The organism is Microbacterium xylanilyticum (genome assembly GCF_054654695.1).
Map to the genome: position 1 here is coordinate 2,314,228 of NZ_BAAIEN010000002.1, position 12,995 is coordinate 2,327,222.

At 71.5% G+C, this 12,995-nt stretch carries 14 protein-coding genes; 4 read left to right on the plus strand and 10 right to left on the minus strand.

Translation table 11 applies throughout. The features are described from left to right. Positions 1 to 30: 30 nt before the first annotated feature. Both ACYQ1L_RS11710 and fdhD read right to left on the minus strand, forming a co-directional pair. Positions 31 to 2,412: an FdhF/YdeP family oxidoreductase gene (locus ACYQ1L_RS11710; RefSeq protein WP_460004299.1), complete on the minus strand. Its 2,382-nt coding sequence runs from the start codon at positions 2,410 to 2,412 to the stop codon at positions 31 to 33. Continuing rightward, positions 2,409 to 3,299, minus strand: a complete 891-nt coding sequence (gene fdhD / locus ACYQ1L_RS11715) for a formate dehydrogenase accessory sulfurtransferase FdhD (RefSeq protein ID WP_460004300.1) — start codon at positions 3,297 to 3,299, stop codon at positions 2,409 to 2,411. The genes ACYQ1L_RS11710 and fdhD overlap by 4 nt, the downstream gene beginning before the upstream one ends. A gap of 126 nt (positions 3,300 to 3,425) precedes the next feature. On the opposite strand from fdhD, the gene ACYQ1L_RS11720 reads away from it, so the two are divergent. The 4 genes from ACYQ1L_RS11720 to ACYQ1L_RS11735 are packed head-to-tail and all read left to right on the plus strand — an operon-like array spanning position 3,426 to position 6,241. Then, the gene (locus ACYQ1L_RS11720) at positions 3,426 to 3,626 is read left to right on the plus strand and encodes a hypothetical protein (protein WP_460004301.1); all 201 of its coding nucleotides are present in this window, start codon (positions 3,426 to 3,428) and stop codon (positions 3,624 to 3,626) included. Positions 3,627 to 3,636: 10 nt separating this feature from the next. Next, positions 3,637 to 4,593 (plus strand): TIGR03557 family F420-dependent LLM class oxidoreductase, encoded by a 957-nt coding sequence (locus tag ACYQ1L_RS11725; RefSeq protein WP_460004302.1) that lies wholly within the window; start codon positions 3,637 to 3,639, stop codon positions 4,591 to 4,593. Beyond that, positions 4,590 to 4,739 carry an alpha-amylase family glycosyl hydrolase gene (locus ACYQ1L_RS11730; protein ID WP_460004303.1) on the plus strand — a complete coding sequence of 50 codons (150 nt, stop codon included), beginning with the start codon at positions 4,590 to 4,592 and terminating at the stop codon, positions 4,737 to 4,739. Before ACYQ1L_RS11725 ends, ACYQ1L_RS11730 begins: the two co-directional genes overlap by 4 nt. Continuing rightward, positions 4,736 to 6,241, plus strand: a complete 1,506-nt coding sequence (locus ACYQ1L_RS11735) for an alpha-amylase family glycosyl hydrolase (protein ID WP_460004304.1) — start codon at positions 4,736 to 4,738, stop codon at positions 6,239 to 6,241. Before ACYQ1L_RS11730 ends, ACYQ1L_RS11735 begins: the two co-directional genes overlap by 4 nt. Before the next feature lie 25 nt (positions 6,242 to 6,266). Here ACYQ1L_RS11735 and rsfS read toward each other — a convergent pair whose 3' ends face one another. The 8 genes from rsfS to rpmA form a co-directional block, all read right to left on the minus strand. Continuing rightward, positions 6,267 to 6,653: a ribosome silencing factor gene (rsfS, locus tag ACYQ1L_RS11740; RefSeq protein WP_460004305.1), complete on the minus strand. Its 387-nt coding sequence runs from the start codon at positions 6,651 to 6,653 to the stop codon at positions 6,267 to 6,269. Next, positions 6,653 to 8,059 (minus strand): hypothetical protein, encoded by a 1,407-nt coding sequence (locus tag ACYQ1L_RS11745; protein ID WP_460004306.1) that lies wholly within the window; start codon positions 8,057 to 8,059, stop codon positions 6,653 to 6,655. The genes rsfS and ACYQ1L_RS11745 overlap by 1 nt, the downstream gene beginning before the upstream one ends. Next, positions 8,056 to 8,652 carry a nicotinate-nucleotide adenylyltransferase gene (gene nadD, locus ACYQ1L_RS11750; RefSeq protein ID WP_159575758.1) on the minus strand — a complete coding sequence of 199 codons (597 nt, stop codon included), beginning with the start codon at positions 8,650 to 8,652 and terminating at the stop codon, positions 8,056 to 8,058. Before nadD ends, ACYQ1L_RS11745 begins: the two co-directional genes overlap by 4 nt. Before the next feature lie 9 nt (positions 8,653 to 8,661). After that, positions 8,662 to 8,889, minus strand: coding sequence for a hypothetical protein (locus ACYQ1L_RS11755; RefSeq protein ID WP_460004307.1), 228 nt, complete (start codon positions 8,887 to 8,889; stop codon positions 8,662 to 8,664). 48 nt (positions 8,890 to 8,937) lie between these two features. Beyond that, a complete protein-coding gene (locus ACYQ1L_RS11760; protein ID WP_460004308.1) occupies positions 8,938 to 10,236 on the minus strand; it encodes a glutamate-5-semialdehyde dehydrogenase in 1,299 nt (432 codons plus the stop codon). A gap of 48 nt (positions 10,237 to 10,284) precedes the next feature. After that, positions 10,285 to 11,067: a glutamate 5-kinase gene (proB, locus tag ACYQ1L_RS11765; RefSeq protein WP_460004309.1), complete on the minus strand. Its 783-nt coding sequence runs from the start codon at positions 11,065 to 11,067 to the stop codon at positions 10,285 to 10,287. Continuing rightward, positions 11,064 to 12,602 carry a GTPase ObgE gene (gene obgE, locus ACYQ1L_RS11770; protein ID WP_460004310.1) on the minus strand — a complete coding sequence of 513 codons (1,539 nt, stop codon included), beginning with the start codon at positions 12,600 to 12,602 and terminating at the stop codon, positions 11,064 to 11,066. The genes proB and obgE overlap by 4 nt, the downstream gene beginning before the upstream one ends. 128 nt (positions 12,603 to 12,730) lie before the next feature. Beyond that, positions 12,731 to 12,988, minus strand: coding sequence for a 50S ribosomal protein L27 (rpmA, locus tag ACYQ1L_RS11775; protein WP_159575753.1), 258 nt, complete (start codon positions 12,986 to 12,988; stop codon positions 12,731 to 12,733). Between the last annotated feature and the right edge of the window lie 7 nt (positions 12,989 to 12,995).

The window sequence follows — 12,995 nt, forward strand, 5'->3', positions numbered from 1 at the left end:
GCGCGTCCGGCCCTCCGTGCTGTGCGCCGTTCAGGCGGCCGTCGGCGCCACCGTGACCTGGATGCTCTTCATGAGCGGCTGGTCGCTCTGCGCGCTGAAGTCCTTGCGGCCGAGGAGCACGTTCAGCTCGGGCATGTAGCCGGCGGCGCTGCCACGGGGAAGGTCGTACGCGATCGCCCGGAACGCGTGCACGGAGCGCTGGGATCCGTCCTTCGACGTCGACACGATGTCGACGAGGCCGCCATCGGCGATGCCCCGGTCACGCATGTCGTCGACGTGCATGAAGATCAGCTCGCGCAGGTTCTTCACGCCGCGGTAGCGGTCGTTGTTCGAGTAGATGGTGGTGTTCCACTGGTCGTGGGAACGCATCGTCTGCAGCACCAGGGTGTCCGCCGAGGCGGGGATCACATCGGGCAGCACCGCCAGGGAGAACTCCGCCTTGCCCGACGGAGTGCGGAACACACGTTCGCGCGCCGGCTGCGGGATCCGGAAGCCGTGCCGGTTGCGGATGAGCTGGTTGAACCCCTCGAATCCGGGCAGCACCTGCGCCATCACGTCGCGGATCCGGTCGTAGTCGGCCACGTAGTCGTCCCACGGCGTCCGCGACTCGGGAAGCGTGGCCTTCGCGATGCCCGCGATGATCGCCGGCTCCGACTTCAGGTACGCCGAGGCGGGGCGCTTGCGGCCGGTGGAGAGGTGCACCATGCTCATCGCGTCCTCGACCGTGACGCCCTGCGGACCCGAGGCCTGCTGATCGCGCTCGGTGCGGCCCAGGCACGGCAGGATCAGCGCCTTCTCGCCGTGCACCAGGTGGCTGCGGTTGAGCTTCGTGCTCACCTGCACGGTCAGCCGGCACCGGCGCAGGCCCTCCGCCGTGTAGACCGTGTCGGGTGCGGCGAGGACGAAGTTGCCGCCCATGCCGACGAACACCTTCACGGATCCGTCGTGCATGCCCTCGACGGTGCCGACGGTGTCCAGGCCGCCGTGCCGCGGCGGGTCGATGCGGCAGACCTCGGCCAGACGGTCGGTCCAGGCCGGCGGCCGGTGATCGATGCCGCAGGTGCGGTTACCCTGCACGTTGCTGTGGCCGCGCACCGGAGACGGGCCGGCGCCCTCGCGCCCGATGTTGCCGCGCAGGAGCAGCAGGTTGACGATCTCGCGGATCGTGTCGACGCCGTGCTCGTGCTGGCTGACACCGAGGCACCAGCTGATCACGGTCCGCTCCGACGCGAGATAGACCGCGGCGGCCGCGCGGATCTGCTCCTCGGACAGCCCGGCCTGGGTCACCAGCTCGTCCCAGGGGGTCACCTCGACGATCGCGCGGTACTCCTCGAACGCGTTCGTGTACTCGGCGAGGAACGCGTGGTCGAGCACGGCGGGATCGGTCTGCGCCGCCTCGAACACGACCTTCGCCATGCCGCGGATCAGAGCGAAGTCTCCGCCGGGACGCACCTGGAGGTTCATCGTGCTCGTGTCGGTGCTCTTGAACAGCGCCATGTCCACGAACTCGTGCGGGACGATGGTGCGGGTCGCTCCCGCCTCGATGAGCGGGTTCACGTGCACCACCTGCGCTCCGCGGCGCACCGCCTCGGCGAGCGCGGTCAGCATGCGGGGCGCGTTCGAGGCGGCGTTCACGCCGAGGACGAAAAGTGCGTCGCACTTCTCCCAGTCCTCGAGGTCCACGGTGCCCTTGCCGGTCGCGATCGACGCGGTGAGAGCCCGTCCTGATGCCTCGTGGCACATGTTGGAGCAGTCGGGAAGGTTGTTCGTGCCGTACTCGCGCACCATCAGCTGGTACAGGAAGGTCGCCTCGTTGCTCAGGCGTCCCGACGTGTAGAACGCGGCCTCGTCGGGGCTGGCCAGCCCGCGCAGCTCCTCGCCGACGAGCGCGAACGCGTCGTCCCAGCTGATCGGCACGTACCTGTCCGTGGCGGGGTCGTAGCTCATCGGCTCGGTGAGCCGGCCCTGGTCCTCGAGGTCGAAGTCGGTCCAGCTCGCGAGCTCCGTCACGGTGTGCTCGGCGAAGAACCGGCGGTCGACGCGCTTGTGCGTCATCTCCCACGTGACGTGCTTGATGCCGTTCTCGCAGATGTCCAGCAGCAGATTGCCGCGGTCATCGGGCCACGCGCACCCCGGGCAGTCGTAGCCGGTGCGGCCGTGGTTCATGGTGACCATGGCCTGGGATCCGGCGATCGGCTCGCGCTCGCGCACCAGCACGCGTCCCACGGACATCGCCGCGCCCCACCCGGCGGCCGGGTGGCGGTACGGGGTACGAGACCACTCCCCCTTCGCCACCGGACCGTAGCCGCCCTGGCGCGGCTGCGCCGGCAGCAGCCCGAAGGCGACGCCTCCGACCGGCGTCTCCTTCGCGACCGGATCCTGCGCCCCGGTGCCCTGTGCCCGTTCGCTCACCGCTGCACCTGTCCTTCCCTGTCCTTCGCATCGACCGGCTCGCCCTCGATCCGGATCCTCCGCGCGTGCGCGTACACGTTCATCGACCGCCCGCGACTGAACCCGATCAGGGTCAGACCGGCCCGATCCGCCAGCTCGACAGCGAGCGAGGACGGCGCCGAGACGGCGGCCAGCACCGGGATCCCCGCCATGGTCGCCTTCTGCACCAGTTCGAAGCTCGCGCGTCCCGATACCTGCAGCACCACGTCGCGCAAGGGCAGACGCCCTTGCTGCAGAGCCCAGCCGACGACCTTGTCGACCGCGTTGTGCCGGCCCACGTCCTCGCGCAGCACGAGCAGCTCGCCGGTGCGCGCGTCGAAAAGCGCGGCGGCGTGCAGTCCGCCGGTCTTGTCGAACACCGCCTGCTCGGCGCGCAGGCGGTCGGGCAGCGCCGCGAGCCAGTCGGCTTCGACCACCGTGTCGTCGTCGCCCACATCGAACCGGGAGCTCGTCTCCACGGCGTCGATGCTCGCCTTGCCGCAGACGCCGCAGGAGCTCGTCGTGTAGAAGCGGCGGGCTTCGTCGCCGGTCGGAACGCGGGCTCCCGGTGCGAGCGTCGCATCCAGCACGTTGTAGGTGTTCTCGGCACCGCCCGTGCCGGGGCCGCCGCAATGGATGGCGGAGCGGAACTCCGACGGATCCGCGATCACCCCCTCCGACACCAGGAAGCCGATGGCGAGCTCGACGTCATGACCGGGCGTGCGCATGGTGACTGCGAGCGGAGCCCCGCCGATGCGGATCTCCAGCGGCTCCTCCACCGCGAGCGTGTCGATCCGGCGGGTGCCGCTGCCAGCGGCGTCTTCCAGCATGATCCTGGTCACCGGTCGCCGCGTCGTGATGCGTCCCACGGCTCGACCCTACTCGCGTATCGGCCCTACCGCGTACGCCCCGGCACGGCAACCCCCTGGGCCGGGACCGGCTCCGGACGTAGCGTTCCGTCGGGCAGGAGGGAACTGCAGAGAAGGAGGTGGCTCATGTCCCAGCCGCAGGAGAACGCGCAGCCCGGCGCACCCGATGAGGAGATCCCGCTTCCCGGGCATCCGAGCCAGGCCGAGGGCGAGGATCCAGACCACCCGGACACCGGAAGGGATCCGGTCCTGCCCGGGCACCCGAGCCAGGCGGAGGGCGAGGACGACGAGCGCGCCGACGTCGGCGAGGGCCGCGGCGCGTCCTGAGGAGGTACGCATGCGGATCGGATTCCATGCCTCGCACGAGCAGCACTCCCCGGGAGAGCTCCTGGGGGTGATCGCGCGCGCCGAGGAGGCGGGCTTCGACGCGGCGATGTGCTCCGACCACTTCGCACCCTGGGGTGCCCGGCAGGGCCACTCCGGACATGCTTGGACGTGGCTCGGTGCGGCACTCGCGTCGACGGCGTTCCCGATCGGCGTGGTGACCTCGCCCGCGGGCCGCTACCACCCTGCGGTGCTCGCCCAGGCGATCGCCACAGCCGCCGAGATGTTCCCCGGCCGGTTCTGGGCCGCCCTGGGCAGCGGAGAGGCGCTGAACGAGCACATCATCGCCAAGCCCTGGCCGCCCAAGGAGGAGCGCGACCGGCGGCTGCACGCGAGCGCCGCGCTCATGCAGGATCTGCTGCGCGGGAAGCTGGTCTCTGCCGCCGGCACCGTCCAGATGCACCAGGCGCGGATCTGGAGCCTGCCGAAGGTGCCACCGCCGCTGTTCGCCGCCGCCGTGTCCCCGCACACCGCGACCGAGACGACGTCGTGGGCGGACGGCAGGATCACGGTCGCTCCGCAGAGCGACGAGCCGAGCCGGGTCAAGACCGCCTATCGGGAGGCCGGAGGCCGGGGACCCGCGTACCTGCAGGTCCACCTGTGCCTGGAGGACGACGACGAGGCGGCGATGGCCGCGGCGCGCGATCAGTGGTGGCACGCCAGCGTCCCCGCCGACCGCGTCTGGGACCTCACCCTGCCGGACCAGTTCGACGAGTTCGGGCCGCCCGACGACGCCCAGCTGCGTCGTTCCGTCCTCGTCTCCGGCTCCGCCGAGCAGCTCGCCGCGGCCGTCCGCCGGCTCGGTGGGGGCTTCGACGGCGTCTTCCTGCATCACGTCGGGAAGGACCAGCACCGCTTCCTCGAGCGCGCCGAGAAGGAGCTGCTCCCCGCTCTGCGGGAGGCGGCATGAGGGCGGCGGATCTGAGCGACCTGTGGTGGCGTACGGCGGTCATCTACTGCCTGGACGCGGAGACGTTCCAGGACTCCGGCGGCGACGGGGTCGGCGACTTCCAGGGGCTCAGCGAGCGCGTGGAGTACCTCGCCGAGCTGGGGTGACCTGCATCTGGCTGATGCCGTTCCAGCCGACGCCGAACCGCGACGACGGCTACGACGTGACGGACCCGTTCGGCATCGATCCGCGGCTGGGTACGGCCGGCGACTTCGTCGAGTTCCTGCGGACCGCCCACGACCGCGGGATCCGCGTGATCACGGATCTGGTGATCAACCACACCTCGGTCGAGCATCGCTGGTTCCGCGAAGCGCGGTCATCCCTGGACAACCCGTTCCGCGACTACTACATCTGGTCGGATCAGCCCTCGCCGGATCCGGGGTCCGTCTTCCCGGGCGAAGAGGACGGCACGTGGACCTGGGACGAGCAGAGCGGCCAGTTCTACCAGCATTCGTTCTACCGTCACCAGCCCGACCTCAACCTCGCCAATGCGGACGTCCGCGGCGAGATCGCCCGCATCGTCGGCTACTGGCTGGCGCTGGGCATCGACGGGTTCCGCATCGACGCGGTGCCGTTCCTCACGCAGACGCCGGGCGCCGCCGACGAGGAGCACCCGCACGCCTTCCTGCGCGAGCTGCGGCGCTTCATCGGGCGCCGCCGCGGGGGCGTGGTCCTGCTCGGCGAGGTGGGCCTCGACCACGACGGTCAGCTGCCATACTTCGGCGCACCCGGCACCGAGCTCGACCTCCAGTTCGACTTCAGCACGATGAGCGCCGCGATGGCCGCCCTGGCCACCCAGACCGCGGCACCGCTCGCCCGGGCGCTGACGCACCGTCCGGCGGTGGACGCCAGCCAGGGGTGGTGCACGTTCCTGCGCAACCACGACGAGCTGAATCTCGAGCTCTGCACCCCCGAGGAGCGCGAGAGCGTCTTCGCCGCGTTCGCGCCGGATGAGCGCACACGCGTGTACGGACGCGGCGTCGTCCGCCGGCTCGCGCCCATGCTGGGCGGGGACTTGCGCCGCCTCCGGCTCGCGTACGGGGTGCTGTTCTCGCTCCCCGGTGCTCCCATGCTGTACTACGGCGAGGAGATCGGCATGGGCGAAGCCGCGCCCACCGGACAGCGCCTCGATGTGCGCACACCGATGCAGTGGCACGACGGCCGCACGGCCGGGTTCTCCCCCGCCGCCGACAGGCTGGTGCGCACGCTCCCGGAGGGGGAGTACGGTCCAGATCGGGTCAACGTCCGTTCCCAGCGGAACGACCCCGACTCGCTGCACGGCTGGATCCGGCACCTCATCAGCCGATATCGGGCCACCCCGGAGATCGTGTGGGGACGCACGGTGGTCCTGGACGCCGGCGATCCGGGGATCCTCGCGCACGCCGCGGTCGGCGAGAGCGACCTGTTCCTCGCGCTGCACAACCTCGCGGACGAGTCCGCGCGGGCCCGGATCGAGTGGGATGAGCTGCGGGGATGGGCGCCGCTGCGCGACCTGCTCGCCTCCGGTCCTGACGACATCGACGTGTCGTCAGGGCGCCTCGATGTCGACCTCGAAGGCTACGAGGGCCGCTGGCTGCGTGCCGGAAGTGCCGCGGAGGAGGCGCGCTGAGCTCGCCGTGTGTGCGGCGACCGGCTCAGTCCTGCTCGGTCGAGCCGCGCAGCGGGGCGGGCTCGGCGATCGGCACGACCGGGCAGTCCTTCCAGAGCCGCTCCAGGCCGTAGTAGGTGCGCTCCTCCTCGTGGAAGACGTGCACGATCAGGTCGCCGAAGTCCAGCAGCACCCACCGAGCCTCGCTGCGCCCCTCGCGCCGGACGCGCTTGTACCCGGCCTCGATCATCTTGTCCTCGACCTCGTCGGCGATCGCGGCGACGTTGCGCTCGCTGTTCCCCGTGACGAGCAGGAAGATGTCGACGAGCGGAAGCGGCTCCGAGACGTTCAGCGCCAGCAGGTCCTCCCCGCCCTTGGAACGGGCCGCGTCGGCGGCGATCTGCAGCATGTCTTCGGCGGAGGGCGACTGCATCAAGAGAACGCTCCAGTGGTGATGGCGACGATGAGCGCGCCGACGAGGGCGACGGCGAGGGCGCCGGCGGTGATGGTGAGCGCGAGCATGAGCTTGTTGCCCTTCTCGGGCTCCGGCGGACGGATGACCTCGCCCGCCGGCTTGATGGTGCCGATGGCGGCGCTGGCCGCGATCGGGGTGGGCGAGGACGCCGGAGCGAGCTCGCCGTCGACCAGCACGGCGTCGACCTCCTTGCCGTCGGCCACGCCGTCGGCGTGACCCCGGGAGCCGAGACCTGCGGGCAGCTCGTAGCTGCCGGTGATGAGGATCTCGCCGGTCGAGGCGACAGGGCCGGACAGGGAGGGCCCTGTCGGAGCGTTCTGGAAGATGAGGGCGTTCGGAGCGGCGTAGTGGGATCCGTTGGTGTCCACGATGAGCGCATCGAACGAGTCGATCGCGGGAGACGTCGGCTGCTCGGCGAGCACGCGCGCCCCGAAAGCCGGGTTGACGGAGGATCCGGTGGCGTCGGGCGCGGGGGCGACGTCGGCATCCGGATTCTTCCCGGCCGCATCGGATTCGGCGACGAGCGCGGACCACAGGGTGGGCTGCTCGGGCTCCGGCTCGGGCTCCGGGGTGGCGGCGACCACCGGTGCCGCCTCGACCGGGGCGGGCGCGGGGGCTGCGGGGCGGGCGGGCGCGGGGACGGCAGCGGCCGACTCGCCGGTCTCCGCGGCGGGAGTGGCGTGCCAGGTGCGGCCGGTCTCCTCCTCGGCGCGCATGACCGCGGAGGCCGAGACCGGGGCGACGCCCTGCTCGGCGTCGTCGACACCGTCCTGCTCCTCGGCGGAGCGCGACGGCGCCGGCGCGACGGCGGCGGGCTCATAGGACCGCCGCCGGCTCGGGTAGACCGGACGCGGGACGTCGGTGATCATCTCGTTCGTCGCGGGAGCTGTCTCGGGCTCCGGCTGCGCGGGAGCGGCTTCGGGCGCCTGCTGCGCGGGAGCGGCCTGGGGCGCGGGGGCCGGAACCGGCGCCGCCGGCCGCTCCGGGATGACCGACGGCGGCACCACAGGCGCGACGGGAGCAGCCGCGTCGTGCACGGGAACGGATCCGGTGCGGATCCGCTCCTGCTCGCGGAGCTGGCGGCGGGTGAGCGGTTCCTCGGCGTCGTGGCCGGGCTCGGCGACCGGCTCGGGTGCGACCGGTTCGGGCGCGACCGGCTCGGGTGCGACGGGAGCGTGAGCCGCGTCCGGCCCGGGGACGGGCTGGGCGTTCGCGGCGTCCTGAAGACGGGCGGCCTCGGCCTCCTCCGGAGTGACGATCGGGGTCGATCCGGTGAGGCGCGCCTCTCGCAGTTGCTTGCGAGTCAGCTGGCTGCCGCCAGCTGACAGATCAGCAACGCGCTGGGGCTGATCCGATGTGCTCATGACGTGCTCCGATAAAGATGATGCTTCGCGATGTACTGGACCACTCCATCCGGCACGAGGTACCAGACGGGATCTCCCTCGCGGACGCGGGCTCGGCAGTCGGTCGACGAGATCGCGAGCGCGGGGACCTCCAGCTGGCTGACGTCGTCAGTGGGCAGACCGTCCGTGCTCAGCACGTGACCGGGCCGGGAGACTGCGACGAAATGGGCCAGGTCCCACAGTTCATCATGATCCCTCCAGCTGAGAATCTGCGCCACGGCGTCCGCGCCCGTGATGAAGAAGAATTCCGCATCCGGCCGCTGGGCCTTCAGATCCCGAAGGGTGTCGATGGTGTAGGTCGGTCCCTCGCGGTCGATGTCCACACGGCTGACCGTGAACGACGGGTTCGACGCCGTGGCGATCACCGTCATCAGGTAGCGGTGCTCGCTGGGCGAGACCCCGCTCTTCTGCCACGGCTGTCCCGTCGGCACGAAGATCACCTCGTCCAGGCCGAACGAGTGCGCGACCTCGCTGGCGGCCACCAGGTGACCGTGATGGATGGGGTCGAACGTCCCGCCCATCACGCCGATGCGCGGCGCCGGAGTGGTCGTCATCGGCTCAGCTCAGTGACCGTGGCCGGCCCCGTGTCCTTCGTGACCGTGCTCCGCCGCCCATGCCTCCGCCTTGGCGGAGTGGCGGTTGGCGACGTTGCGGTAGGAGAACGCGACCAGGCCGAGCAGCGTGAACACGCCGGCAGCGATGAAGAAGAACGGGAGCGTCTCCAGCGTCACGTTGCCGTTCTGCTCAGTGTTCTCTGCGGCGGCCTGCACGAGCTGTGCGACGAGGTTCATCGATTCTCCAGAGTGATCAGGGTGGATCTCAGCTCCCCAGTCTAGCCCTCAGCCGCGCGTCTGCCCCGCGCCTCGCGCGAGCCACTTCGTGCTGGTCAGCTCCGCCAGACCCATCGGACCCCGCGCGTGCAGCTTCTGCGTCGAGATGCCCACCTCGGCGCCGAAGCCGAACTCGCCGCCGTCGGTGAAGCGCGTCGATGCGTTCGCCATCACCACGGCCGAGTCGACCTCTGCCAGGAACCGCTCGATGGCGAGCGCGTCGGTGCTGATGATCGACTCGGTGTGGCCGGTGCTGTACTGCCGGATGTGCGCGAGCGCCGCGTCCAGATCGTCCACGACGCGCATCGAGAGATCCAGGCTCAGGTGCTCGAGGGCCCAGTCCTCGTCGGTCGCGGGGACGGCCGACGGCACCAGTCGCTGCACGTCGGCGTCGCCGTGGATGGTGACGCCCTGCTCGATGAGCGCAGCCGCGACGGGGGGCACGACGCGATCGGCGGCGCCGCGCAGCACGAGCACGGTCTCCACCGCGTTGCACACGCTCGGCCGCTGCACCTTGGCGTTCACGACGATGTCGCGCGCCCACTCGAGCGGCGCCGACTCGTCGAGCACGATGTGCACGACGCCCGCGCCGGTCTCGATCACGGGGACGGTGGATTCCGTGACGACCGTCTCGATGAGCCCGGCGCTGCCGCGCGGCACGAGCACATCGATGAGCCCTCGACCGTGCATCATCGCGGTGGCGCCCGCGCGCCCGAAGTCGTCGACGGTCTGGATCGCCTCGGGGGTGACACCGGTCGACGCGAGGGCGTCGCGCATGACCTGCACCAGCACGGTGTTGCTCTCCCGGGCGGCGCTGCCGCCGCGCAGCACGGCCGCGTTGCCCGAGCGGAGGGCGAGCGCTGCGATGTCGACGGTGACGTTGGGGCGCGCCTCGTAGATCGCGCCGACCACGCCGAACGGCACCCGCACCTGCTCGAGGGCGACGCCGTTGGGCATGCGGTGCCCGCCGACCACGCGACCGACCGGATCCGGCAGCGCGGCCACGTCGCGGACGGCGGCCGCGAGCGCCTGGATCCGCTTCTCGTCGAGGCGCAGCCGGTCCAGCAGCGCCTCGCCGATCCCCTCCTCGGCGCCGCGGGCCAGATCACGGGCGTTGGCGGCGATGATGTCTCCGGACGCGGCAGCGAGGGCGGCGGCGATCGCCTCGAGGGCCGCCGCCTTGGCGTCGCTCGTCAGCCGCGCGGTCTCTCGGGCCGCCTCCTTGGCGGCACGCATCCGCGCCTCCGGGGAGTCCGCTGCGGCAGAGGCGTCGGCGGGCACGGCGAAGTCGGCGATCACGGTGGACATGCGGTCAGTGTACCCACGCGGCGCACAGGCGGGATCCGGATGACGGATTCAGACGGTGGGCTCGAACCAGGTCCCGACCTCGGCACCGTCGAGCGCCTCGGCGACCAGGTCCGCGCTCGTCACGAGCACGCCGATGCCGCTCTCTGCGGCGAGGCGCGCTGCCGACACCTTGGTGGCCGCTCCCCCGGTGCCCACGCCGTTCACCACGGTCGCGCCGAACTCCAGGCCGGACAGATCCGCCCCGGCGGCGACGACGTCGAGCGGCTCGGCGGCGGGGTCGGACGGCGGACGGGTGTACAGCGATTCGACGTCGCTGAGCAGCACCAGGGCATCGGCGCCGATGAGCTGGGCCACGAGGGCGCCGAGCCGGTCGTTGTCGCCGAACCGGATCTCCTGCGTGGCCACGGTGTCGTTCTCATTGACGATCGGCAGCACGCGCAGTCCCAGCAGCCGCTCCATGGCGCGACGGGCGTTGCTGCGCGAGGTGGGGTGCTCCAGATCGCCCGTGGTCAGCAGCACCTGGCCGGCCACGATGCCGTGCGGCCGCAGCGCCTCCTGGTAGCGGTAGATGAGCAGGTTCTGGCCCACCGCGGCCGCAGCCTGCTGCGTGGCGAGGTCGGTCGGGCGCGCGTCCAGCTGCAGGAACGGGATGCCGGTGGCGATCGCTCCCGAGGAGACCAGGACGATCTCGGCGCCGCGGGCGTGCGCCGCGGCCAGCGCTTCGACCAGCACCGGGATGCGCCAGGCGGCGTCGCCGCTGATCGACGAGGAACCCACCTTGACGACGATGCGCGCGGCCCCGGGCAGGTCCGCGCGGGTGAGCGCCGTCACAGCGCCTCCTCGCCGGAGTCCTCGCCGTCGACGTCGTCCGCCCCGGCACGGCTGGCGAGACGCTGCTCCTCGAGCTCCGCGCGGGCCGCGGCCTTCGCGTCCATCCGCTCGTGGTACTGCTCGCGGCGCTCGCTGGTCGTGCGCCGGGTGTTCGGGTCGAAGCGCGAGTCGAGGCCGCGCGGCGCGGTGATCAGCTCGGCCGCGGAGCTCAGCTGCGGCTCCCAGTCGAACACGATGCTCTCGCCGGGGCCGATCACGACGGTGGATCCGCGCACGGCACCGAGGCGGAACAGCTCGTCCTCGACGCCCAGCTTCTCCAGGCGGTCGGCGAGGTAGCCCACGGCCTCCTCGTTCTGGAAGTCGGTCTGCTGCACCCAGCGCACCGGCTTGTCGCCCAGGATCCGGTAGACGTTCCCGTAGCTGCCGCCCTCGACGCGGATCTCGAAGTCGCGCTGCGCGCCCTTCGGCCGGATGACGACGCGCTCCTTGGGCGCCTGCGCCGCCGCGGCGAGCTCGGCACGGTGCGCGTCGACGATCTCGCCGAGCGCGAAGGTCAGCGGGCGCAGGCCCTCGTGCGAGACCGTGGAGATCTCGAACACCCGGAAGCCGCGCTCCTCCAGCTCCGGCCGCACGAAGTCGGCGAGTTCGCGCGCCTCGGGCACGTCGATCTTGTTCAGGGCGATCAGCTGCGGGCGCTCCAGCAGCGGGACCTGCCCCTCGGGCACCTCGTAGGCGGCCAGCTCGGCGAGGATCACGTCGAGGTCGCTGATCGGATCGCGGCCGGGCTCCAGGGTCGCGCAGTCCAGCACGTGCAGCAGCGCGGAGCACCGTTCCACGTGCCGGAGGAACTGCAGGCCGAGCCCTCGGCCCTCGCTCGCGCCCTCGATGAGTCCCGGCACGTCCGCGACGGTATAGCGCGAATCGCCGGCCTGGACGACGCCGAGGTTCGGATGCAGCGTGGTGAACGGGTAGTCCGCGATCTTCGGGCGGGCCGCGGAGATCGCCGCGATCAGGCTCGACTTGCCGGCCGACGGGTAGCCGACGAGCGCGACGTCGGCGACCGTCTTGAGCTCGAGCACGACGTCGCCCTCGAAGCCCGGGGTGCCCAGCAGCGCGAAACCGGGCGCCTTGCGCTTGGGGGTCGCGAGTGCGGCGTTGCCGAGGCCGCCCTGACCGCCGGCCGCGACCACGTAGCGCTCCCCCGGCGTGACCAGGTCGGCGAGGATCTCGCCGTCGGTCGTCTTCACCACGGTGCCGACCGGCACCGGCAGCTCGAGGTCCTCGCCGTCGTAGCCGGAGCGGTGGTCGCCCATGCCGAAGCCGCCGTTCTGCGAGGTGCGGTGCGGCGAGTGGTGGTACGAGAGCAGGGTCCCGGTCTGCGGGTCGGCGACGAGCACGATGTCGCCGCCGTCGCCGCCGTTGCCGCCGTCCGGGCCGCCGAGAGGCTTGAACTTCTCCCGGTGCACGGAGACGCAGCCGTTGCCGCCCTTGCCCGCGCGCAGGTGCAGCGTCACCCTGTCGACGAACGTGACCATGCGGGGATCCTCCTGGGGATTGCGGAACAGTGGTTTTGCGGAGATCGTGCCGGGATATGGAAACGGGGCGAGCCGAAGCCCGCCCCGTTTCCGAAGCCTGCCCAGCCGGTGGCTGAGGCGCCTGTGCCTTACTCGGCAGCTGCGACGATGTTGACGACCTTGCGGCCGCCCTTCGCGCCGAACTCGACCGCGCCGGCGGCGAGGGCGAACAGCGTGTCGTCGCCGCCACGGCCGACGTTGACGCCGGGGTGGAAGTGCGTGCCGCGCTGACGGACCAGGATCTCGCCGGCGCTGACGGTCTGGCCGCCGAAGCGCTTCACGCCGAGTCGCTGTGCGTTGGAGTCACGACCGTTGCGGGTCGAGCTCGCACCCTTTTTGTGTGCCATTTCTCAG